Raw genomic sequence first — 22,351 nt, 5'->3', positions numbered from 1 at the left:
GATCCGGCGTGGCGTCGGCGGACGAACGTGGCGGGACGGGCCTCGGCTCAGCCCACCTTGACCTTCACCGGTTTGCTCTCGTGGTGCTGCCGGTCGAGCGAGGTGATCAGGTACGTGCCCGGCTTGGCCGGGTACGACGCCGTCGTCACCACGGCCGCCAGGTTGCGGGCGTCGGTGGTGTGGCAGTCCTTGCCCGACTCCGGCACCCGGTACACCGCGTAGGCCCGCGCCCCCTCGGACGGCGTCCAGGACACGGTGGAGCCGCTCGCCTTGACGCCGGCCGGCTTGCCGGGGGCCTCGCCGCCGCGGTCCTCCATGATCGGCAGCAGCGCCGGACGGCTGTAGTGCTCCTTGGCCACCCGGTCGATCGCGCCGAGCGGGTTGGTCAGGAGCTGCTTGGCGCTGAAGTAGATGTCGCCGTCGACCTGCTCGTAGCGCCGGTTCACCGTCAGGTGCGCCGACAGCTCGCCCGGGTTGGCCCAGGCGGCGTTGGTCCTGGTGCCGACCTGGTAGAGCGCCTGGCCGATGTAGAGCTGGACGTCGGTGCCCTTGACCGCGCCCGCCCACCAGGCCGTCAGCGTCTTGTAGTCGGCCGCCTTGAAGCCGCGCGGCCAGTAGAGCTGCGGGGCGACGTAGTCGACCGTGCCGTCCTCGATCCAGGAGCGGGCGTCAGCGTAGATCGAGTCGTAGGCGGACATGCCGGCCGTGGCCGACCCGTCGGGGTCGTTGGACTTGTTGCGCCAGATGCCGAACGGGCTGATGCCGAACTTCACGTGGTTCTTCGTGTCGTGGACGGCCGCGTCGACCTTGGCCACCAGCTTGTTCACGTTGTGGCGGCGCCAGTCGGCCAGCTTCCGGCCCTTGCCGTACTTGGCGAAGGCGGCCTTGTCGTCGAACGTGCCGCCGCCGCCCGGATAGGGGTAGAAGTAGTCGTCGAAGTGCACGCCGTCGACGTCGTAGCGGCTGACCACGTCGGTGATGACCTTGGTGACGTGCTCGCGCACCTGCGGCAGGCCGGGGTTGTAGTAGAGGCCGCCGCCGTACGTGACCGTCCAGTCGCGGTGCTGCTTGGCCGGGTGGTTCGCCGGGAGCTTGGACAGGTCGGCGGTCTCGGCCGCGCGGTAGGGGTTGAACCAGGCGTGGAACTCCAGGTTGCGCTTGTGGGCCTCGTCGATGAGGAACGGGAGCGGGTCCCAGCCCGGGTCCTTGCCCGCGGTGCCCGTCAGGTACTGCGACCAGGGCTCCAGCGAGGAGCGGTAGAGCGCGTCGGAGGCGGGCCGGACCTGGACGAAGACGGCGTTGAGATTGCGCTTGACCGCGCTGTCGAGGATCTTGACGTACTCGGCCTTCTGACGGGCCTGGCCGAGGCCGGCGCGCGAGGGCCAGTCGATGTTCTTGACCGTCGCGATCCACACCCCGCGCAGCTGGCGCTTGGGGTAGCGGGGGTCGGGCTTGCAGGCCGCCGTCGCCTCGGCGGTGGCGGGGGCGGTGGTCGTCGTCTTCTTGGTCGCTGCGGGGCTCTCGGTCGCGCCGGGGCCGAACACGTAGGCGGCGCTGGTGGTCACGACCGCGAGGGCTGCAGCGGCTAGGAGTGGGCGTCCAGTTCGCATAGTGCAAACCAGTCTGGCAGCTGCTCCCGCGTGATCGGACCTGAAAAAAGAAATGCAGTCGTGATGCTTCTGTTACGAAACGGTAGATGTGGTGATCAAACGTGCGGGCCGGGAGGGACATGCCGCCCTCCCGGCTCGGCGCCGCTCACCCCGTGCCCTTCACTCGGTGGCCGCCACCTTGCTCGCCAGGTTCGGCGGCAGCGGCTCGTAGCGCAGGAACGTGCGCGTGAACGTCCCGGTGCCGTGCGACATCGAGCGCAGGTCGATGGCGTAGCGGGTGATCTCCAGCTCGGGCACCTCGGCCTTGACCAGCGTGCGCCCGGTGCCCACCGGCTCGGTGCCGAGCACGCGCCCGCGCCGCGAGGACAGGTCGGACATCACCGAGCCCACGTGGTCGTCGGCCACCAGCACCGACAGCTCGTCCACCGGCTCCAGCAGCAGGGTCGGGACCTTCGAGGCCGCCTCCTTCAGCGCCAGCTGGCCCGCGATCTGGAAGGCCATGTCGGAGGAGTCGACCGAGTGGGCCTTGCCGTCGTAGAGCGTGACGCGCACGTCCACCATGGGGTAGCCGGCCACCACGCCGCGCTCCATCTGGGCCCGCACGCCCTTCTCCACCGACGGGATGAACTGCCGGGGCACCACACCGCCGACGATCTTGTCCACGAACTCGAACCCGCCGCCCGAGGGCAGGGGCTCGACCTCCAGGTGGCAGATCGCGTACTGGCCGTGGCCGCCGGTCTGCTTGACGTTGCGGCCCATCGCCTGGCACCGGCCGCCGAACGTCTCGCGCAGCGGCACCCGCAGCTCGATCCGCTCGACCTCGACGCCGTGCCGGTTGGCCAGACGGTCGAGCAGCACGTCGGTGTGCGCCTCGCCCATGCACCACAGCACGAGCTGCCGGGTCTCGGCGTTGTTCTCCAGGCGCAGCGTCGGGTCCTCGGCCACCAGCCGGCCGAGCGCCTGGGCCAGTTTGTCCTCGTCGGCCTTCGACTTCGCCCTGATCGCCACCGGCAGCAGCGGATCGGGCATCTGCCAGGACGTCATCAGCAGCGGACGGTCCACCTCCGACAACGTGTCGCCGGTCTCGGCCCGCGACAGCTTGGCCACGGCCACGATGTCCCCGGCCGAGCCCTTGGCCGCCGGGCGCTGGGTCTTGCCCAGCGGGCTGGTCAGCGTGCCGATGCGCTCGTCGACGTCGTGGTCCTCGTGCCCGCGGTCGGCCAGGCCGTGGCCGGAGACGTGCACGGTCATGTCGGGGCGCAGCGTGCCGGAGAAGACGCGGACGAGGCTGATGCGGCCCACGTACGGGTCGCTGGTGGTCTTGACGACCTCGGCCACGAGCGGGCCGTCGGGGTCGCACGCGATGCCGCCGACCGACTTGCCGGACAGGTCGGTGATCTCGGGCATCGGGTGTTCCAGCGGCGAGGGGAAGCCCTGGGTCACCAGCTCCAGCAGCTCCGTCATGCCCACCGCGTGGCCGTCGCCTAGCCCGCTGCACAGCACCGGGAAGAAGCTGCCGCGGGCGACCGCCTTCTCCAGGTCGTCCACCAGGACCTTGGTGTCGATGGGCTCGCCCGCCAGGTAGCGGTCCATGAGCGACTCGTCCTCGCTCTCCTGGATGATGCCCTCGATCAGCTCGCCGCGCCGCTCGTCGATCTGCGCCTCGTACTCGGCGCCCGGCTCCTTCTCGGTGCGGGCGCCGGTCGCGTAGTTGTAGAACTTCTGCGACAGCAGCCCGATCAGGCCGTTGACGTGGCCGTTGGTGATCACCGGCAGGTAGAGCGGCGCGACGCCGTCGCCGAAGACGTCCTGGCAGGTGGCCAGCACCTCGTCGAAGTCGGCGCGCTGGTGGTCGATCTTGGTGATCACGACCGCCCTGGGCATGGCGACCTGGGCGCACTCCTCCCAGAGCATCTGCGTGAGCCCGTCGATCCCCTCGGAGGCCGACACGACGAACAGGGCGGCGTCGGCGGCGCGCAGCCCGGCGCGCAGGTCGCCGACGAAGTCGGCGTAACCCGGGGTGTCGAGCAGGTTGATCTTGATGCCGTTGTGCACGAGCGGCGCCAGGGCCAGGTTGACCGACCGCTGCTGGCGCACCTCGACCTCGTCGAAGTCGGTGACCGTGTTGCCGTCCTCCACCCGGCCCGGCCGCTGGACGGTGCCCGTCGCCGCGAGCAGCTGCTCGACCAGGGTGGTCTTGCCCGCTCCCGAGTGGCCGACCAGCACGACGTTGCGTATCGCGTCCGCCCTGTCGGCCGTGGGTGCCCTGCCCGCGGCTCCCATGGCCCCGCCGGAGTTCCTTTCCGCCACTTCGCCTCCCACGTCGTCGGTGCATCCAACGCCGCGCCCGCGCGGAGGGTGTCAGGAACCGCATGGACGCGGTGTGTTCACCAAATACCCCTGTGGCGAATATCACAAGGGGTGCGGGGCAAAGAAAGTGGCCGCTCACGTGATGGCCTACGATCGGACCGCGATGCTCAAACTCCTGCGACCGGCCATGACCCGGATACTCACCCCGCTGGGCAGGGCTCTCGTCGGCCGCGGGATCGGCCCGAACGCCGTCACGGCGATCGGCACCCTCGGCACGGTGATCTCGGCCCTGCTCCTGTTCCCGCTGGGCCAGCTGGCCTGGGGGGCGCTGCTCATCACCGTCTTCGTGCTGTTCGACCTGCTCGACGGCGTCGTGGCCCGGCTCGGCGGCAAGGGGGGCACCGTCTGGGGCGCCTTCCTCGACTCCACGCTCGACCGGGTGGCCGACGCCGCCATCTTCGCCGGCCTGATCCTGTACTTCGTCGCCGGGGGCGACACGCTGATGGCCGGCGTGACGCTGGCCTGCCTCGTCGCCGGGTCCCTGGTCTCCTACGCCAAGGCCAGGGCCGAGGGCCTCGGGCTCACGGCGGACGTGGGGCTGGCCGAGCGTCCCGAGCGGCTGGTCGTGGCCCTGGTCGCGACCTTCTTCTCGGGGGTCGGGGTGCCGTATGTGCTGCCGCTCGGGATGTGGCTGCTGGCGGCGGCCTCCACCATCACCGTCGTGCAGCGGGTCGTGCACGTCCACCGGCAGACGAGGGAGCGATGAGCGAGAAGACCTCCATCGGCGACCGCATCGTGGCGGCGGGCTTCGCGGCGGGCTGGAAACTGGTCCCGCTGCTGCCCCAGCGGCCCACGGCGGCGGTCTTCCGCCTCCTGGCCGACCGGGTGTGGCGCAAGCGCGGCAAGTCCGTGCGCCGCCTGGAGTCCAACCTGGCCAGGGTCACCGGCATCGACGCCGGCAGCGCGGAGCTGCGCGAGCTGAGCAGGGCCGGCATGCGCTCCTACTTCCGCTACTTCCACGAGGTCTTCCGCCTGCCCTCGATCCCGCGGCCGGAGATCGTCCGGCGCACTCACGTCATCGGGGCCGAGCACATCCACGACACCCTGGCCACGGGCCGGGGCGTGGTGCTGGCCCTGCCGCACATGGGCAACTGGGACGCGGCGGGCGCCTGGCTGGTCGGCGTCGGCCATCCGTTCACCACGGTCGCCGAGCGGCTGAAGCCCGAGTCGCTGTTCCGGCGCTACGTCGCCTTCCGCGAGGGGCTCGGCATGGAGGTGCTGCCGCTCACCGGCGGCGACGGCCACAACTTCGGCACCCTCGCCGGCCGCGTGCGCAAGGGCGGCGTGGTCTGCCTGCCCGCCGAGCGCGACCTGACCAAGAGCGGCATCGAGGTGCGCTTCTTCGGCGCCGCCACCAAGGTGCCCGCAGGCCCGCCGCTGCTGGCCGTCCAGACCGGCGCCGCGCTGCTGCCGGCCACCGTCTACTTCGTGGGCGACGACTGGGGCATCCACATCCACGAGGAGATCCCGGTGCCCGCCGAGGGCACCCGGCAGGAGAAGGTGGCGGCCGTCGCCCAGGCCATGACGGACGTCTTCGAGAAGGGCATCGCCGAGCACCCGGAGGACTGGCACATGTTGCAGCGGCTCTGGCTGGAGGACCTGCCGAAATGAAGGTCGGCATCGTCTGCCCCTATTCCTGGGACATGCCGGGCGGGGTCAAGCAGCACATCGACGACCTGGCCCAGGCGCTGATGGCGCAGGGGCACGAGGTCTCGGTCATCGCGCCGGCCGCCGACGACGACGAGCTGCCCCCGTACGTGACGGGCGCCGGCCGGGCGGTGCCGGTGCCCTACAACGGGTCGGTGGCCCGGATGTCGTTCGGGTTCCTGTCGGCCGCGCGGGTGCGGCGCTGGGTGCGTACGGGCGACTTCGACGTGCTGCACATCCACGAGCCGCTGATCCCGAGCCTCGGCGTGCTGGCCTGCTGGGCGGCCAAGGGGCCGATCGTGGCCACCTTCCACGCCTCCTTCACCCGCTCACGCGCCATCGCGGTGGCCGAACCGCTGCTGCGCAGCGCGCTGGAGAAGCTGAGCGGCCGCATCGCGGTCTCCGACGCGGCGCGCAAGAGCCTGGTCGAGCAGTTCGGCGGCGACACCGTGCTGATCCCCAACGGGGTGACCGTGGCCCGTTACACCGAGGCCGAGCCGCTGCCCGGCTGGGGCCCCGACGGCGCCACCATCGGCTTCCTCGGCCGCATGGACGAAGAGCGCAAGGGCCTGCCGATCCTGCTCGACGCCTTCAACGCCCTGGCCGCCGAGCGTCCCGGCCTGAAGCTGCTCATCGCCGGGCCAGGCGACGCCAAGGACGTCTACGACAAGGTGCCCAAGCCCTTCCACGAGCGGGTCACCGTGCTCGGCATGGTGAGCGAGGCCGACAAGATCCGCGCCTACCACTCGGTCGACGTGTTCTGCGCCCCCAACACCCGGGGCGAGAGCTTCGGCATCGTGCTGGCCGAGGCCATGGCCTCGGGGGCGACGGTGCTGGCCAGCGACATCCCGGCCTTCCGCAAGGTGCTGGGCGAGGGGCAGGCCGGCGCGCTGTTCGCCAACGGCGACGCCGCCTCGCTCGCCCGCGAGGCCGCCGCGCTGCTCGACGCGCCCGAGCGGCGCGCCAAACTGGCCGCCGAGGCGCTGGTGGCGGTCAGGAAGTACGACTGGTCCACGGTCGCCCGCGACGTGGTGCGCGTCTACGAGACGGTGACCACCAGCGGCGCGGGCCGGGTGGAGGAAGACCTGTGACCGCCTGCCGAGAGCTCCTGTAGGGAACCGCTGTGACATCCACCATGATCGTGCTGATCGTGGGCATCGTCGTCGTGCTCACGGCCGTCTACATCTCCTGGCGCGCGGGCCGGCTCGACCGCCTGCACATCCGGCTCGAACTGGCCCGCGAGGCGCTGGACGCCGCGCTCATGCGGCGCCGGGCCGTGGTGCTCGAACTGGCTGGCTCGCGCCTGCTCGACCCCGCGACCTCGCTGGTGCTGGCCGCCGCCGCCCACGAGGCCAGGATCGCCGGGCCCGAGGAGCGCGAGCACGCCGAGAGCGACCTGTCGCGGGCCCTGCGGGCCGCGGCCGACCAGGAGCGTTTCAGGGAGAAGCTGGCCGAGGCGCCCGGCGGCGGCGACCTGCTGGAGGAGCTCGACGCGGCGGTGGCCAAGGTCGTCTATTCGCGTCGGTTCTACAACAACGCGGTCGGGGTCACCCGTACGGCGCAGCGGCGCTGGCTGGCCAGGACGCTGCGATTGGCCGGTCACACCGAGTTCCCGGAATTCTTCGAGATTGATGACAATCCGCCCGCAACTATGTCGCCTGAATGACCAATTGTGGGGAGGCCGGTAAGCTTCTCCCGATTTCTGGGCAAAGGCGAGGAGTTGTTGCAAGGTGCGGCTATCCCGGATGATCTCGGTGACTCTGGCAGGAGCGGCCGTGCTGGGGCCCGTCGCGGCCTGCTCGTCCGACGAGCCCCCCGCGTCCGGCAAGGCGCCGCAGGCGGCCACCGCCGCCCCCTCCGAGGAGCCCACCGAGCAGGCCGAGGGGCACCCGTTCACCGGGCAGCCCTTCGAGGAGCTCAAGCCGGTGCTCGCGGTGAAGATCGAGAACACCGCCGCGGGCAAGCCCCAGCTCGGGCTCAAGAGCGCGGACGTCGTCTACGTCGAGCAGGTCGAGGCCGGCCTGACCCGGCTCATGGCGATCTTCTCCTCGAAGATCCCGGCCAAGGTGGGCCCGGTGCGCAGCGCCCGCATCTCCGACCTGCACATCGTCCCGCAGTTCGGCAAGCCGGCGTTCGCCTACTCCGGCGCGCAGACCAAGATGTTGCCGTTCATCGCCAAGGCCCCGCTGTACGACGTGGGCGACACCCGCAACCCCGGCGCCTACTTCCGCCAGCCGGGCCGCTACGCCCCCTACAACCTGTTCGCCAACACCAGGAAGCTGCTGTCGGGTGCCCCCAAGGCCACCGAGGCCAAGGACATCGGCTTCACCTTCGGCGACGCGCCCGCCGAGGGCGGCGTGGACAAGAAGTCGTACACCGTCAGGTGGCCCGCGGCGCGCTTCACCTTCGCCTGGTCGGAGGCCAAGAAGCAGTGGCTGATCTGGCAGGACGGCAAGAAGGACATGGCGGCCGAGGGCGGCCAGCTCGGCGCGCCCACGATCGTCGTGCAGTACACCAAGACCGAGCGCTCGCAGTTCCACGACTTCCACCAGAGCTACACCCCGCTCGTGCACACCACCGGCAAGGGCAAGGCCGTCGTGCTGCGCGACGGCAAAGCCTACGCGGCCAACTGGGAACGGGAATCGGAGGAGACCGGTACGACGTTCACCACTGAGAGCGGCGAGCCGATGAACTTCGCCCCCGGCCAGGTCTGGATCGCGCTCGCCAGCCGCAAGCCCGTCACCCCTTAGATGACCGTTCTGTATAACTTGAGCGGCAAATCCTGACATCGTGGCATGTCGGGGGAGGGGTCCATCAGGACCTACGATGGGTTTGATAACTTACCGTCCGCCCTGAGAGCCCGTGAGGAAGACCGTGTCCAGCACGCCTGAAAGCACCCCCGTCACCGGAACGGCCCGCGTCAAGCGCGGCATGGCCGAGATGCTCAAGGGTGGCGTCATCATGGACGTCGTCACCCCCGAGCAGGCCAAGATCGCTGAGGATGCCGGCGCCGTCGCCGTCATGGCCCTTGAGCGTGTGCCCGCCGACATCCGCGCCCAGGGCGGCGTGTCCAGGATGAGCGACCCCGACATGATCGACGGCATCATCGCCGCCGTGTCGATCCCCGTCATGGCCAAGGCCCGCATCGGCCACTTCGTCGAGGCCAAGGTCCTGCAGTCGCTCGGCGTCGACTACGTCGACGAGTCCGAGGTGCTCACCCCGGCCGACTACGCCAACCACATCGACAAGTGGCAGTTCACCGTGCCCTTCGTCTGTGGCGCCACCAACCTGGGCGAGGCCCTGCGCCGCATCACCGAGGGCGCGGCCATGATCCGCTCCAAGGGCGAGGCCGGCACCGGCGACGTCTCCAACGCCGTCACCCACATGCGCACCATCCGCGCCGAGATCAAGCGCCTCACCACGCTGGCCGAGGACGAGCTCTACGTGGCCGCCAAGGAGCTGCAGGCCCCCTACGAGCTGGTCGCCGAGGTCGCCAGGAGCGGCAAGCTGCCGGTCGTGCTGTTCACCGCGGGCGGCATCGCCACCCCGGCCGACGCCGCCATGATGATGCAGCTCGGCGCCGAGGGCGTGTTCGTCGGCTCGGGCATCTTCAAGTCGGGCGACCCGGCCAAGCGCGCCGCGGCCATCGTCAAGGCCACCACGTTCTACGACGACGCCGACGTCGTCGCCAAGGTCTCGCGCGGTCTCGGCGAGGCCATGGTCGGCATCAACGTCGACGAGATCCCGCAGCCGCACCGGCTGGCCGAGCGCGGCTGGTGAACCGGCGCGTCGTCGCAGGCCGGCGGCACGCCGTAGGTCCATGATCGTCATGTGACGATGAAAAGCTTCGTAAGAGGCGGCATTCGCGAAGGATGTCGCCTCTTTCGTGTTGTCCGCGGTTCACCGGCCTGTCATGAGACTCGGTCAGGCTACGGGCGACCCTCACCCTTGATCGTCCCGAGGAGCGCACCGTGTCCCAGCTGAACCGACGGCACTTCCTGGTCACCGGCCTGGCGGCGGGCGCCGCCGCCGCGATCCCCGCCACGGCGGCGAGCGCCGAGCCGGACCCCGCCGCAGAGACCGCCACTGAGACCGCCACTGAGACCTCGCAGGCACTGGCCTCGCGCGGGCTGTCCACCGACCCCTTCACGCTCGGCGTGGCCTGCGGCGACCCCGACCACGAGGGGTTCGTGCTGTGGACCAGGCTGGCGCAGAACCCGCTGGCCGAGGACGGCTTCGGCGGCATGCCGCAGCGCCCGTTCCCGGTGCAGTGGCAGGTCTACGCCGACGAGCGCGGGCGCCGCGTCGTCCGGTCGGGGGTGGCCGTCGCCGTGCCGGCGTGGGGGCACAGCGTGCACGTCGAGGTCGACCGGCTGAGCTCGGACCGGGACTACTGGTACCGCTTCCGCGTCGGCCCGTACGTCTCGCCCATGGGACGGGCGCGCACGGCCCCGCATCCGCTGTCCTACGGCGGCGCGCTGTCGATGGCCTTCGTCTCCTGCGCCCAGTACGAGCACGGCTGGTTCACCTCCTACCGCAGGCTGGCCGAGGAGCACCCGGACCTGATCCTGCACCTGGGCGACTACCAGTACGAGTACACCAAGGACACCTACACCATCCCGGGCGGCAACGTCCGCGACCACGAGGGCCCCGAGACCGAGACCCTGGCCGGCTACCGCCAGCGGCACGCCCAGTACAAGGCCGACCCCGACCTGCAGGCCGCGCACGCCGCCGCGCCCTGGCTGGTCGTCTGGGACGACCACGAGCTGGACAACAACTGGGCCGACGAGGTGCCGGAGAAGCCGGAGGTGCCCCAGCCGGACTTCCTGGCCCGCCGCGCCGCCGCCTTCCGCGCCTACTACGAGAACATGCCGCTGCGCCGCACGTCGATCCCGCGCGGCATCGACATGCAGCTCTACCGGCGGATCCGGTGGGGCAGGATGGCCACCTTCCACATGATGGACACCCGCCAGTACCGCGACGACCAGGGCTGCGGCGACGGCTACCGCGACTGCCCGGCCGCCGTGGACCCGGCGCGCTCGATCACCGGCGCGGCGCAGGAGCAGTGGCTGATCGACGGCTTCCACCGCTCGCGGGCCCAGTGGGACATCCTGGGCCAGCAGGTGTTCTTCGCCCAGCGCGACAACAACGCCGGCCCCGCCAAGATCACCTCGATGGACGCCTGGGACGGCTACGTCGCCTCCCGCCGGCGCATCACCCAGGGCTGGGTGGACGCCGAGGTGCGCAACCCGGTGGTGCTGACCGGCGACGTGCACGCCCACTGGGCCAGCGACCTCAAGCTCGACTACGACGACCCGACCGGGCCCACCGTGGGCTCGGAACTCGTGGCCACCTCCATCACCACGGGCGGCGACGGCGCGGACTCCGACCCGGCGACGCATCCGTACCTGACGATCAACCCGCATCTGAAGTTCTACAACAACCAGCGCGGATACGTGCTGACGAAGATCGAGCGCGACCTGCTCACGGCCGACTTCAAGGTCGTGCCGCAGGTGCGCGAGCCTGGGGCGCAGGCGTACACGCGGGCGACGTTCGTGGTGGAGGACCGGGTGCCGGGGGTGCGGCAGACGTACCTGCGGCCGCTGGACCCGGCGATCGGCGCCAGGAAGCAGGTGACGGTGGAGGACACCGTCCGGCTGGAGACCGAACGCCCGTAGCCCTGAGGCAGGCGGCGTCCCCGGGGGCTGGGACGCCGCCTTTTCTTCGCCCGGAATATTAGCCAGGCTAAGTTAGTTGGGCTAAGTATGAGGGACGATCCCACCCAGATGGCCGAGCAGGTCTCCAAGGTGCTGCGCCACCTGGTCCTGCTGCTGCGGCGCTCCAGCGCCGGCCAGCCCGTCACCACCCAGCAGTACGCCGTGCTCGGCTCGCTCGAACACGGCCCGCGCCGGATGACCGAGCTGGCCGAGGAGCACGCCGTCCAGCTGCCGACCATGACCGTGCAGATCAACCGGCTGGAGTACGCGGGCCTGGTGGCGCGCGGCTCCGACCCGGCCGACGCCCGCGTCAGGACGGTCGAGCTCACCGGCGAGGGCCGCGACCGGCTGCACGCCGTGCGCCGGGCCAGGATCGCCCGCCTCGCCCAGGACCTGGCCGCGCTCACCGACGACGAACGCGACGTGCTCGCGGCGGCCCTGCCCGTCCTGGCCAAGCTCGGCATCGACAGAACCACCCAGTAAGGGGACAACATGCAAACCGGCGGCGGAATCCTGCGCCAGCCGATGTCCGTCTGGGCCACCGCGTTCGCCGCGGTCGTGGCCTTCATGGGCATCGGCCTCGTCGACCCCATCCTGCCCTCCATCGCCCAAGGGCTGCACGCCACGCCCAGCCAGGTGTCCCTGCTGTTCACCAGCTACTTCCTGGTCACCGCCGTGGCCATGCTGATCACCGGCTGGGTCTCCAGCCGCATCGGCGGCAAGCGCACGCTGCTGGCCGGGCTGGCGCTGGTCGTGGTGTTCGCCGCGCTGGCCGGCACCTCCGGCAGCGTCGCCGAGCTCGTCGGCTTCCGCGCCGGCTGGGGTCTCGGCAACGCCCTGTTCGTGGCCACCGCGCTGGCCGTCATCGTCGGCGCGGCCAGCGGCGGCGCGGAGTCGGCCATCATCCTGTACGAGGCCGCGCTCGGTCTCGGCATCTCCGCCGGCCCGCTGGTCGGCGCGCTGCTCGGCGACTGGAACTGGCGGGCGCCGTTCTTCGGCACCGCCACGCTGATGGCCGCCGGCTTCGTGCTGATCGCCACCCTGCTCAGGACGGGCCCCAAGCCCGCGGTCAAGACCAGGCTCAGCGCCCCCATCCGGGCCCTGGCCCACGGCGGGCTGTCCACGACCGCCTTCACCGCCCTGTTCTACAACTTCGCCTTCTTCACGATCCTCGCCTTCACCCCGTTCATCCTGCACATGTCGCCGTACGGCATCGGCGCGGTGTTCTTCGGCTGGGGCGTCTGCGTGGCGCTGGCCTCGGTGTTCGGCGCGCCGCCGCTGCAGCGCAGGATCGGCTCGGTGAACGTGCTGCACCTGGCCCTGGGCCTGCTCGCGCTCTTCCAGGTCGGCATCGCCGTGTCGGGGACGGCCGGGGCGCACGCCGGGATCATCGTGTTCACCGTCCTGTCCGGCATCCCGATCGGGCTGAACAACACCGTCTTCACCGAGTCGGCCATGGAGGTCTCCGACGCCCCGAGGCCCGTCGCCTCGGCCGGGTACAACTTCGTGCGCTGGATGGGCGGCGCGCTGGCGCCGTTCGTCGCGACCAAGCTCGGCGAGGAGATCGGCATCGCCGTCCCCTACGTCGTCGGGGCCGCCTGCTGCGCGATCGGCATGGCCTTCCTGTACGCCCGCCGCCACCACCTGAGCGCCCTGGCCCGCGTGGACGCCGTCCAGGCCGCCGCCTGACCCCGCTTTACGCCAGAGTGCTCTGGTAGGAAGATGCCGGGCCATCATGGTGTTGAATTGTCGGAAACCGGACCTTGACGGAAGGATCGCTGTGCCCACGATCGGTGTACTCGCTCTCCAGGGAGACGTGCGCGAGCATGCGCGCATGCTCCAGGAGGCCGGCGCGTCGGCCGTCGCCGTGCGCCGCCCGGCCGAGCTCGACGCGGTCGACGGCCTGGTGATCCCCGGCGGCGAGTCGACCACCATGTGGAAGCTCGCCGACACCTTCGACATGCTGGAACCGCTGCGGATGCGGATCAAGGAGGGCCTGCCCGCCTACGGCTCGTGCGCCGGCATGATCATGCTGGCCGACCGCATCGAGGACGGCATCGAGGGCCAGCAGACCATCGGCGGCATCGACATGGTGGTCAGGCGCAACGCCTTCGGCCGCCAGGTGGACTCGTTCGAGTCGGACCTGGACTTCGCGGGCGAACGCGTCCACGCTGTGTTCATCCGTGCTCCGTGGGTGGAATCGATCGGCACTGACGTTCAGGTGCTGGGCACGGCCGAGCCTGGGGATAGGATCGTCGCGGTCCGTCAAGGGCCGTTGCTCGCGACCTCGTTCCACCCCGAGCTGACCGGGGACACGCGCGTGCACCGTTACTTCGTAGACATGGTGAGGGAGCTCTAGGTAATGTCCGGCCACTCCAAATGGGCGACGACGAAGCACAAGAAGGCCGCGCTCGACGCCAAGCGCGGCAAGCTGTTCGCGAAGCTCATCAAGAACATCGAGGTGGCGGCACGGACCGGTGGCCCTGACCCGGACGCCAACCCCACCCTCTTCGACGCCATCTTCAAGGCCAAGAAGAACTCCGTGCCCAACGACAACATCGAGCGGGCGCGCAAGCGCGGCGGCGGCCTGGAGGCCGGCGGCGCCGACTGGCAGACCATCATGTACGAGGGCTACGCGCCCGGCGGCGTCGCGGTGCTCATCGAGTGCCTCACCGACAACCGCAACCGCGCCGCCTCCGAGGTCCGCGTCGCGCTGACCCGCAACGGCGGCTCGCTGGCCGACCCGGGCTCGGTGTCGTACATGTTCAACCGCAAGGGCGTCGTGATCGTGCCCAAGAACGGCCTCGACGAGGACACCGTCCTGATGGCCGTGCTCGACGCGGGCGCCGAAGAGGTCAACGACATGGGCGACTCCTTCGAGGTCGTCTCCGAGGCCGGCGACCTCGTGCCGGTCCGCAAGGCGCTCCAGGAGGCCGGCATCGACTACGACTCGGCCGAGTCGAGCTTCCTGCCGACGATGAGCGTGCCGCTCGACGAGGAGGGCGCCAAGAAGGTGTTCCGCCTGATCGACGCGCTGGAGGACAGCGACGACGTCCAGAACGTCTACGCCAACTTCGACGTCTCCGACGACGTCCTGGCCGCCCTCGACTGATCCCGCGCCACCGAGGGCCCGGGGGCGACCCCGGGCCCTCACTCTTTCCCAGGGCCGGTTTCCGCCCTTGACCTGCCACTTGCCGGGCCCGCGGGGGTTCGACACCAAATGCCCGCCCGGCCGTTACGCGTGCGCCCGCGCCCCGACGCGGCTAGGGTCGGGCGACGTGAATTCCCCCATCCCACCGACTCCTGTCCCCGTGCCCCCGGCAGTCCGGCCACCGGCGTCCTACCGCGCGCTGGGCTGGCTGCTGGCCGTGCCCGCCCTGCTCGGCACCCTGATCACGCTGGTCCTGCCGACGGTCCAGACGATCGTGCTCAGCCTGCACAGCGGCGGCGTGCTGCAGCCGAGCAGGTTCGTGGGCCTGGACAACTACGGCAAGGTGCTGGGCGGCGAGGAGTTCTGGCGGGCGCTCGGCTTCACGCTCTCGCTGACCGCGGGGCCGCTGCTGGTGGCCGTGGTCGTGGGGCCGCTGCTCGCCCTGGCGCTCGACCGGGGCGGCGCCCTGCCGCGGCGCGCGGGCCTGGTCGCGATGTCGCTGGCGATCGTCACGTTCTCGCCGATCGGCGTGGCGGCGGCCTGGCTGCGGGGGACGTCGCCCGACGGTCCGGGCATCGCCACGCTGGCCGAGGGCCTGCGCGACCCCGCCACGGCCCCCGGGACGCTGCGGCTCGTCGTCGTGGCCGCCACCTTCGGGGTGGTGTGCGCGCTGGCGCTGACGGCGTTCCTGCCCGCGCTGCGCGGCGGCACCGCCGGGCGCGCCACGGTCGTGGTGGCGGTGCTGGTGGCGCTGGCGACCGTCGCCGTGGGGGCGCAGGCGTTCTCGATCGGCATGGCGCTCACCCGGGGAGGCCCTGAGCGCGCCACACAGACCCTCGCGGGCCTCCAGTACGACTTCGCCTTCAGAATGGCCCAGTTCGGCCCTGGCGCGGCCGTCGCGGCCCTGACGGGCGTGCTTCTCGGCGTGCTCGGCATCGTCGCGGTGGTCGTCGCGGTGGCCGCCCGCCTCCGCGTCACCGTGCTCCCGAAGCGGGATCGGAGTGGAGCGTTCCCCGCGGAGCCTTCCGACCGGCCCGCCTCGGCTTCGGACCGGTCCGCCTCGGCTTCGGACCGGTCCGCCTCGGCTTCGGACCGGTCCGCCTCGGCTTCCGGGCGGGCGCCGACCCGGGGCGGCGTCGTCGCCGGGGCCGTCGCGCTGGTGCTGGTGGTGGCCGTCGGGCTGGTCTGCGCCTGGCCGTGGATCTCCGGCGTGCTCGCGGGCGGCGACGGCGCCGTGTCCGGCGGGCTGCGCGCGCAGGTCAACACCTGGGTCCCCGCGGTGGCCGGCGCGCTGGTGTCGGTCGGCGTGGCCTACCTGGCCGCCCTCGGCATCGGCGGCCTGCGTCCTCTGGGCGCGCGCAGCGAGTGGCTGCTGCTGCCGTTCGCCCCGTGGCTGTTCGTCGGCACCGGCCCCCTCGGCGTGGCCGACTGGCAGAACATGCGCAACCTGCGCCTCGTGGACACCTTCTTCGCCCTGTTCCCGCCGCTGCTGGTCAGCGTCCCGGCGCTGCTGGTGCTGACGCTGCTGTGCAAGGGCCTGGCCGAGCGCAACGACCGGGACTTCTTCGGCGGCGTCCTGCTGCCGTCCCTGCCGATGGCGGGCGTGCTGGCCGGCGCCGTCACGCTGGTCAACGCCCAGGACGTGCTCTGGCCGCTGCTGGTGGCCCAGAGCCCGGAGCTGTTCACCGTGCCCGTCACGCAGATGGGCCGGCTCGGCGGCTTCCACGGCGTCCCCGACGTCGGCGCGAGCACCCCGCTGGTCGTCGTCGTGGTCGCGCTGGCCGCCGTCGTGGCCGCCCAGCTGCGATACCTGGACAGGCTCGCCGTCAGCGTAAACGGATCGCGACCCGCCCGTACCAGCCCGTAGGTTGAGTGGTTGTGGAAATTCGCGATCTCACCCCCGACGACCTCGACGACGTTCTCGACCTGCGTAAACGTTCCTTCGGCCCGATCTCCGGCGCGGAGGCCGAACGGTGGCGCCACACCGTGACGCCCACGCTCGGCGAGGGCCGCTACCTGGGCGCGTTCGAGGGCGGCAGGCTCGCCGCCGCGGCCCGGCTGCGCGGCTTCACCCAATGGTGGTACGGCCGTCCGCAGCCCATGGCCGGCGTCGCGGGGGTCACGGTCAACCCGGAGGACCGCGGCCACGGCGTCGGCACCGCCGTCATGCGCGCCGTCATCGACCGCGCCGCCGCCCACGGCGACGCCGTCTCGGCGCTCTACCCGGCCACCACGCCCCTGTACCGCTCGCTCGGCTACGAGCACGCCGGAGCCCGGCACATGATCACGCTGCCCGCCGAGTCGCTGCGCCGCATCAGGCCGTCCGGCGAGGTCAAGCTGCGCAGGATGGGCCCCGCCGACGCCGCCGAGGTCGTCTCCCTGCTCCACCGCACGCACGAGGCGGCCCGCTCCAGCGGCCCCGTCGCCTGGGACGAGAACGCCTGGCGCGTCTGGCTGTCCAACGAGGACGACTTCCTCTACCTGGCCCCCGACGGCTACCTCGTCTACCGCTGGAACGGCGACGACATGCACGTCGAGAACCTGGTCGCCGGGTCGGGGGAGACGGCCAGGGCGCTGTGGTCGATGGTGGGCAGCTCGTCGTCCATCGCCAGGAAGGTCACCGCGCCGGTCGCCCCCGACGACCCGGTGCTGTGGCTGCTCGGCGAGCGCTCCACCGACCGCGTCACGCAGGTGCGCTGGATGTTCAGGGTGCTCGACGTGGCCGCGGCCGTGGCGCGCAGGGGCTTCCCCGCCGCCGTCACGGGCGGGGCCGTGGTCTCCGTGGACGACCCGCTGCGCGGCGGCGGCTCCTTCCGGCTGGAGTTCTCCGGCGGCTCCGGCACGGCCGTCCCGGCCGCCCCGGCAGGCGGCGGGGGCGCGGCGCTGAGCGTGGGCGGCTTCTCCGCCCTGTACGCCGGCGTGCCCACCGCGACGCTGCGCAGGACCGGCCTGATGTCCGGCGACGACCGTCACGACGAGCTGCTCGACACGGCCTTCGCCGCCAAGCCGTACATGCTCGACTACTTCTGACGGGCCCGCCCGCCGTTCGCGGCGGGCGATTCACGGTGCGCGGCCAGCTCAGCCGGGGTAGAGTCTCGTGCCGAACAGATGTTCGGCGGCGCGGGAGGCAAGCCGGTGCGGGTGATGGGCGTCGATCCGGGGCTGACCCGGTGCGGCCTGGGCGCGGTCGAGGGCCGGCCGGGCGCGCCGCTGTCGCTGGTGGCCGTCGGGGTGGTGCGCACGGGTTCCGACGAGGAGCTCGGCACCCGGCTGGTCGGCATCGAGGCCGGCATCGAGCGGTGGCTCGACGAGGTCCGTCCCGACGCCGTGGCCGTGGAGCGCGTCTTCGCCCAGCACAACGTCCGCACCGTCATGGGCACCGCGCAGGCGGCCGGGATCGCCGTGCTGTGCGCGGCCCGGCGCGGGCTGCCGGTCGCGCTGCACACGCCCTCGGAGGTCAAGGCCGCCGTCACCGGCAGCGGCACGGCCGACAAGAAGCAGGTCGGCACGATGATCACCCGGCTGCTGCGGCTGGCCGAGATGCCCAAGCCGGCCGACGCCGCCGACGCGCTGGCCCTGGCCATCTGCCACATCTGGCGCGGCGGCGCCCAGCACCGGCTGGCCGAGGCCATGGCCCGCGCCGGAAAGGGGCGCTGACCCGTGCGGCGAGCGCGGGCCGGCCGTTTCGTGGAGTTCGTGGAGAAGGAGATCGAGTCGTGATCGCGTCGGTGGCGGGCAGGGTGGCGTCGGTCGCGCCCGACGGAGCCGTGATCGAGGTCGGGGGTGTCGGCATCCTCGCCCACTGCACCCCCGGCACGCTGGCCACGCTGCGCGTGGGCGAGCAGGCCAGGCTGGCCACCTCGCTGGTGGTGCGCGAGGAGTCGCTGACCCTCTACGGCTTCGCCGGCGACGACGAGCGGGCCGTCTTCGAGATGCTCCAGACGGCCAGCGGCGTCGGCCCCAAGCTGGCGCTGGCGATGCTCGCCGTCCACACGCCCAACGCGCTGCGGGTGGCCGTGGCCGCCGCCGACCTCAAGGCGCTCACGCGGGTGCCGGGCATCGGGCAGAAGGGCGCCCAGCGCATCGTCCTGGAGCTGAAGGACCGGCTCGGCACCCCCGAGGAGGCCGTCAACGCGGCGATCGGCGGGGAGCGGCGCGCCGCCCTGTGGCGCGAGCAGGTGCACTCCGGCCTGGTGGGCCTGGGCTATTCGAGCAAAGACGCCGACGAGGCCGTGGCCGGGGTCGCGCCCGAGGCCGAGGCCGACCTCGCCGCCGGGCGCCAGCCGCAGGTGGCCGCGCTGCTGAAGGCCGCGCTCCGGTCGCTCAGCGTACGATGATCATGAAGTTCGAGACGACGCCCCGGCGCGCGGGAAGGAGCGGTGGCCATGGACTATGAGCGCGAGCTGGTCTCCGCCGACGCCGGCGGCGACGAGCTGCAGATCGAGGCGGCGCTGCGGCCCAAGCGGCTGGGCGAGTTCATCGGCCAGGGCCGGGTGCGCGAGCAGCTGTCCCTGGTGCTGGAGAGCGCCATGCGCCGGCAGCGTCCGCCCGACCACGTGCTGATGAGCGGGTCGCCCGGCCTGGGCAAGACCACCCTGGCCATGATCATCGCGGCCGAGCTCAACATGCCGCTCCGCATCACCTCCGGCCCCGCCCTGGAGCGGGCCGGCGACCTCGCCGCCATCCTGTCCACGCTGACGGAGGGCGAGGTGCTGTTCATCGACGAGATCCACCGCATGGCCAGGCCCGCCGAGGAGATGCTCTACCTGGCCATGGAGGACTTCCGGGTCGACATCGTCGTGGGCAAGGGGCCGGGCGCGACCGCGATCCCGCTCGACATCGCGCCGTTCACGCTGGTCGGCGCCACCACGCGGGCCGGCCTGCTGCCAGCGCCGCTGCGCGACCGGTTCGGGTTCACCGCCCACATGGACTTCTACGAGGTCGGCGAGCTGGAGCAGGTGCTCCACCGGTCGGCGCGGCTGCTCGGCGTCGTCCTGCCCGAGGAGGGCGCCCACGAGATCGCCCGGCGGTCGCGCGGCACGCCCCGCATCGCCAACCGGCTGCTGCGCCGCGTCCGCGACTTCGCCGACGTGCGCGCCGACGGAGTGATCGACCGAGACATTGCCTCGGCCGCGCTCAATCTTTACGAAGTCGACGCCGAAGGGCTCGACCGGCTCGACCGGGCGGTGCTCGGGGTGCTGCTGCGCAAGTTCGGCGGCGGTCCCGTCGGTCTCTCCACGCTCGCCGTGGCCGTGGGGGAGGAGCCCGAGACCGTCGAAGTGGTGGCCGAGCCGTTCCTCGTGCGGCAGGGGCTGCTGGCCAGGACCCCGCGCGGCCGGGTCGCGACCGCTTCCGCCTGGACACACCTGGGTATGACACCACCGCCGGACGCTTTCGGGGCCGCCGTTTCACCGTGATCACGAAACGGTTGCAACCATTTCAAATCGGGAACTTCCCCGCGCGCCGAATCGCTGCCTCGTTGCCGCGTTTCATAACAACCGCCTACACTCCGTGCCTTGGCTGGCTGTGTAGGCTGACGGGCTGAGCGGCGCGGCCCGAGAGCTACGCAACGGAATTTCCGGCGCGAGGCCGGTGTCAAATTCTTGAACGACTATGGAAGGTCGCCCCTATGGACATGGGACAACTCGGAAGCATCCTGCCGCTGATCCTTCTGGTGGTGGTGTTCTACTTCCTGCTGATCCGTCCGCAGCGCAAGCGCCAGCAGGAAGCGCAGCAGATGCAGAACTCCTTGACCCCGGGCGCCCGCGTCATGACCACGACCGGCCTGTTCGCCACGGTCGTCGCGGTGGACAACGAGGACGTCGTGCTGGAGGTCGCGCCCGGCATCGAGACGCGCTGGGTCAAGGCCGCCATCGGCCGTGTGGTCCAGCCCGGTGACGCTCCGGTGGTGGCCGACGAGCCGGCCGTGACCGACCTGGCCGACGGTGACGCCAAGGAGTCCGACACGACCGTCGAGCCCAACGGCGATCAGGGCTCCAGCAGCAAGCAGTCCTGACTAAGCTCTGCGACAAACCCCTATCTGAGAGAATCGACGACCAGTGGCCCGACCGACCAGCCGCCACAGCCGACCAGGGCGCACGCTCTTGGTGCTGCTGGCGCTCATCCTCGCCCTGGGCGGGACGATGTTCCTGCAGAAGGCGTTCACGCCGAAGCTGGGACTCGACCTCGCCGGCGGAACGACGGTGACGTTGTCACCCGTGACCCAGTCCGGTCAGTCTCCGCCTGAAGAGATCCTCGACCGCGCGGTCAACATCATCCGCGACCGGGTCAACGGCACCGGCATCTCCGACGCGGAGGTCGCCAAGTCCGGCGACAACATCATCATCTCCATCCCGGGCGTCGGACAGAGCGAGGCCATCAAGCTGGTCGCCACCACGGCGGAGCTGCGCTTCCGCCAGGTGCTCGCCATGGAGGCCACGCAGGTCCCGCAGAACCTGACCACCGAGGCGCCCACACCGGGCGCCTCGCCGTCTGCCAAGCCGTCCTCGACCGCCAAGCCGTCGGGCAAGCCGTCCGGCACGCAGTCGGCGACCACGCCGAGCGCGTCCCCGACGGGCAAGGCGCTGTCGTCCGCGCTGACCGCGCCGACGCCGGGCGCCACGCCCGAGGCCACGCAGACCGGCCGCGACCAGACGGCCCAGAACCAGACGGGTCAGAAGCAGAACACCAAGGGCAGGAACGCCACGCCGACGCCGTCGCCGAGCACGCCGCCCACGCAGCCGAACCAGGACCCCAACGCCGGCATCAACACGCAGGGCATCGACCCCGCGGTGCTGCAGCAGTTCCACAAGCTCGACTGCTCCGACCCCAAGAACCGCGGCCAGGGCGTCCAGGACGACCCGAACAAGCAGTACGCGGCCTGCGAGACCGACGGCAGCTACAAGTACGTCCTCGACGTCGCCAAGGTCGTCGGCACCGACATCGACACCGCCTCGGCCGGCGTGCGCCAGGGCACCGTGGAGTGGATCGTCCAGCTCGACTTCAAGAGCAAGGGCGCGGGCGAGTGGAGCAAGCTCACCACCACCGCCTACAACGCCCAGGAGCCGCGCAACAAGGTGGCGGTCGTCCTCGACGGCGTGGTCATCACGGCCCCCAACATCATCAGCCCGATCCCCGGCGGTCGCGCCGAGATCACCGGCGGCTTCGACCAGGTCAGCGCCACCAACCTGGCCGACCAGCTCAAGTACGGCGCCCTCCCGCTGAAGTTCCAGCGCAGCTCGATCGACACCGTGTCCTCGACGCTCGGCGCCGACCAGCTCGAAGGCGGCCTGATCGCCGGCATCATCGGCCTCGGCCTGGTGGTCGTCTACTCGCTGCTGTACTACCGCGGCCTCGGCATCGTCGCGGTGCTGAGCCTCGTCGTGGCCTCGATCCTGACGTACACGGCGGTGGTCGTGCTCGGCCACAACGCCGGCTTCCGGCTCTCGCTGCCGCACATCATCGGCCTGGTGGTCTCGATCGGCATCACCGCCGACTCCTTCATCGTGTACTTCGAACGCATACGTGATGAGATGAAGGAAGGTCGGCGGACGCTTCGCGCGGCCGTCGAGGTGGCCTGGGTCCGTGCCCGGCGCACGATCCTGATCGCCGACGCCGTCATGTTCATCGCCGCCATCGTGCTGTACTTCCTGGCGGTGGGCGGTGTGGCCGGGTTCGCCTTCGCGATGGGCCTGACCACGCTGATCGACATCGTGGTGGTGTTCCTGTTCACCAAGCCGTTCATCGCCCTGCTGGCGAGGCTGAAGTTCTTCGCCAAGGGGCACCCGCTGTCCGGCCTCGACGCAGAGCGCATGAGCACCGAGCCGGCCGCCACGACCACTCCGCAGGAGGCCTGA

Annotated in this window: 20 protein-coding genes; 18 read left to right on the top strand and 2 right to left on the bottom strand. The window is 71.3% G+C overall.

Annotated features, from left to right (window positions below; all coding sequences use genetic code 11):
* Positions 1-47: 47 nt before the first annotated feature.
* Together ACIBQ6_RS30155 and ACIBQ6_RS30150 are read right to left on the bottom strand one after the other, a co-directional pair.
* A complete protein-coding gene (locus ACIBQ6_RS30155) occupies positions 48-1,565 on the bottom strand; it encodes a glycoside hydrolase family 10 protein (protein WP_397215989.1) in 1,518 nt (505 codons plus the stop codon).
* Positions 1,566-1,769: 204 nt separating this feature from the next.
* Complete coding sequence (locus tag ACIBQ6_RS30150) at positions 1,770-3,920, bottom strand: elongation factor G-like protein EF-G2 (protein WP_397215987.1); 2,151 nt, start codon at positions 3,918-3,920, stop codon at positions 1,770-1,772.
* A gap of 163 nt (positions 3,921-4,083) precedes the next feature.
* Here ACIBQ6_RS30150 and pgsA point away from each other — a divergent pair, with 163 nt between their 5' ends.
* From pgsA to secD, 18 genes are all read left to right on the top strand, one after another.
* Positions 4,084-4,686 (top strand): phosphatidylinositol phosphate synthase, encoded by a 603-nt coding sequence (gene pgsA, locus ACIBQ6_RS30145; RefSeq protein ID WP_358285727.1) that lies wholly within the window; start codon positions 4,084-4,086, stop codon positions 4,684-4,686.
* A complete protein-coding gene (locus ACIBQ6_RS30140) occupies positions 4,683-5,591 on the top strand; it encodes a phosphatidylinositol mannoside acyltransferase (protein ID WP_397215985.1) in 909 nt (302 codons plus the stop codon). Before pgsA ends, ACIBQ6_RS30140 begins: the two co-directional genes overlap by 4 nt.
* Positions 5,588-6,718 (top strand): glycosyltransferase family 4 protein, encoded by a 1,131-nt coding sequence (locus ACIBQ6_RS30135; protein WP_352361402.1) that lies wholly within the window; start codon positions 5,588-5,590, stop codon positions 6,716-6,718. Before ACIBQ6_RS30140 ends, ACIBQ6_RS30135 begins: the two co-directional genes overlap by 4 nt.
* Positions 6,719-6,750: 32 nt before the next feature.
* Positions 6,751-7,293: a hypothetical protein gene (locus tag ACIBQ6_RS30130; protein WP_352322557.1), complete on the top strand. Its 543-nt coding sequence runs from the start codon at positions 6,751-6,753 to the stop codon at positions 7,291-7,293.
* Between the two features lie 79 nt (positions 7,294-7,372).
* On the top strand, positions 7,373-8,377 hold the full coding sequence (locus ACIBQ6_RS30125) for a DUF3048 domain-containing protein (protein WP_358285731.1): 1,005 nt from the start codon (positions 7,373-7,375) through the stop codon (positions 8,375-8,377).
* Positions 8,378-8,501: 124 nt separating this feature from the next.
* Positions 8,502-9,407, top strand: coding sequence for a pyridoxal 5'-phosphate synthase lyase subunit PdxS (pdxS, locus tag ACIBQ6_RS30120; protein ID WP_397215983.1), 906 nt, complete (start codon positions 8,502-8,504; stop codon positions 9,405-9,407).
* Positions 9,408-9,598: 191 nt separating this feature from the next.
* Positions 9,599-11,305 (top strand): alkaline phosphatase D family protein, encoded by a 1,707-nt coding sequence (locus tag ACIBQ6_RS30115; RefSeq protein WP_397215981.1) that lies wholly within the window; start codon positions 9,599-9,601, stop codon positions 11,303-11,305.
* A gap of 87 nt (positions 11,306-11,392) precedes the next feature.
* The gene (locus ACIBQ6_RS30110) at positions 11,393-11,827 is read left to right on the top strand and encodes a MarR family transcriptional regulator (RefSeq protein ID WP_352361412.1); all 435 of its coding nucleotides are present in this window, start codon (positions 11,393-11,395) and stop codon (positions 11,825-11,827) included.
* Positions 11,828-11,836: 9 nt separating this feature from the next.
* Positions 11,837-13,033: an MFS transporter gene (locus ACIBQ6_RS30105; protein WP_358285740.1), complete on the top strand. Its 1,197-nt coding sequence runs from the start codon at positions 11,837-11,839 to the stop codon at positions 13,031-13,033.
* Positions 13,034-13,079: 46 nt separating this feature from the next.
* Complete coding sequence (gene pdxT, locus ACIBQ6_RS30100) at positions 13,080-13,703, top strand: pyridoxal 5'-phosphate synthase glutaminase subunit PdxT (RefSeq protein WP_358285742.1); 624 nt, start codon at positions 13,080-13,082, stop codon at positions 13,701-13,703.
* 3 nt (positions 13,704-13,706) lie between these two features.
* Positions 13,707-14,456: a YebC/PmpR family DNA-binding transcriptional regulator gene (locus ACIBQ6_RS30095; protein ID WP_352322550.1), complete on the top strand. Its 750-nt coding sequence runs from the start codon at positions 13,707-13,709 to the stop codon at positions 14,454-14,456.
* Between the two features lie 199 nt (positions 14,457-14,655).
* A complete protein-coding gene (locus ACIBQ6_RS30090; protein WP_397215978.1) occupies positions 14,656-16,362 on the top strand; it encodes a carbohydrate ABC transporter permease in 1,707 nt (568 codons plus the stop codon).
* 11 nt (positions 16,363-16,373) lie between these two features.
* Complete coding sequence (gene eis / locus ACIBQ6_RS30085) at positions 16,374-17,525, top strand: enhanced intracellular survival protein Eis (RefSeq protein ID WP_397215976.1); 1,152 nt, start codon at positions 16,374-16,376, stop codon at positions 17,523-17,525.
* A 105-nt stretch (positions 17,526-17,630) separates the two neighbouring features.
* Entirely contained in the window at positions 17,631-18,152 is a 522-nt protein-coding gene (gene ruvC, locus ACIBQ6_RS30080; protein WP_358285996.1) for a crossover junction endodeoxyribonuclease RuvC, read from the top strand.
* Between the two features lie 59 nt (positions 18,153-18,211).
* Positions 18,212-18,832: a Holliday junction branch migration protein RuvA gene (ruvA, locus tag ACIBQ6_RS30075; RefSeq protein ID WP_358285749.1), complete on the top strand. Its 621-nt coding sequence runs from the start codon at positions 18,212-18,214 to the stop codon at positions 18,830-18,832.
* A gap of 48 nt (positions 18,833-18,880) precedes the next feature.
* A complete protein-coding gene (gene ruvB, locus ACIBQ6_RS30070; protein WP_358285751.1) occupies positions 18,881-19,912 on the top strand; it encodes a Holliday junction branch migration DNA helicase RuvB in 1,032 nt (343 codons plus the stop codon).
* A gap of 218 nt (positions 19,913-20,130) precedes the next feature.
* Positions 20,131-20,511, top strand: coding sequence for a preprotein translocase subunit YajC (gene yajC / locus ACIBQ6_RS30065; protein ID WP_397215974.1), 381 nt, complete (start codon positions 20,131-20,133; stop codon positions 20,509-20,511).
* A 91-nt stretch (positions 20,512-20,602) separates the two neighbouring features.
* Entirely contained in the window at positions 20,603-22,351 is a 1,749-nt protein-coding gene (gene secD, locus ACIBQ6_RS30060; protein ID WP_397216336.1) for a protein translocase subunit SecD, read from the top strand.

The organism is Nonomuraea sp. NPDC049655 (assembly GCF_044465465.1).
In the GTDB taxonomy this organism is placed as follows: Bacteria; Actinomycetota; Actinomycetes; order Streptosporangiales; family Streptosporangiaceae; genus Nonomuraea.
Note: the sequence above shows the minus strand (reverse complement) of the source record. Positions and strands in the feature narration are given on the sequence as shown.

What these genes read in the sequence shown, in the direction of transcription:
- yajC (WP_397215974.1), top strand. Translation starts at nt 20,131, where the DNA reads ATGGGACAACTCGGAAGCATCCTGCCGCTGATCCTTCTGGTGGTGGTG.
- ACIBQ6_RS30140 (WP_397215985.1), top strand. Translation starts at nt 4,683, where the DNA reads ATGAGCGAGAAGACCTCCATCGGCGACCGCATCGTGGCGGCGGGCTTC.
- ACIBQ6_RS30095 (WP_352322550.1), top strand. Translation starts at nt 13,707, where the DNA reads ATGTCCGGCCACTCCAAATGGGCGACGACGAAGCACAAGAAGGCCGCG.
- ruvB (WP_358285751.1), top strand. Translation starts at nt 18,881, where the DNA reads ATGGACTATGAGCGCGAGCTGGTCTCCGCCGACGCCGGCGGCGACGAG.
- ACIBQ6_RS30135 (WP_352361402.1), top strand. Translation starts at nt 5,588, where the DNA reads ATGAAGGTCGGCATCGTCTGCCCCTATTCCTGGGACATGCCGGGCGGG.
- pdxT (WP_358285742.1), top strand. Translation starts at nt 13,080, where the DNA reads ATGGTGTTGAATTGTCGGAAACCGGACCTTGACGGAAGGATCGCTGTG.
- ACIBQ6_RS30125 (WP_358285731.1), top strand. Translation starts at nt 7,373, where the DNA reads ATGATCTCGGTGACTCTGGCAGGAGCGGCCGTGCTGGGGCCCGTCGCG.
- ACIBQ6_RS30110 (WP_352361412.1), top strand. Translation starts at nt 11,393, where the DNA reads ATGAGGGACGATCCCACCCAGATGGCCGAGCAGGTCTCCAAGGTGCTG.
- ACIBQ6_RS30105 (WP_358285740.1), top strand. Translation starts at nt 11,837, where the DNA reads ATGCAAACCGGCGGCGGAATCCTGCGCCAGCCGATGTCCGTCTGGGCC.
- pgsA (WP_358285727.1), top strand. Translation starts at nt 4,084, where the DNA reads ATGCTCAAACTCCTGCGACCGGCCATGACCCGGATACTCACCCCGCTG.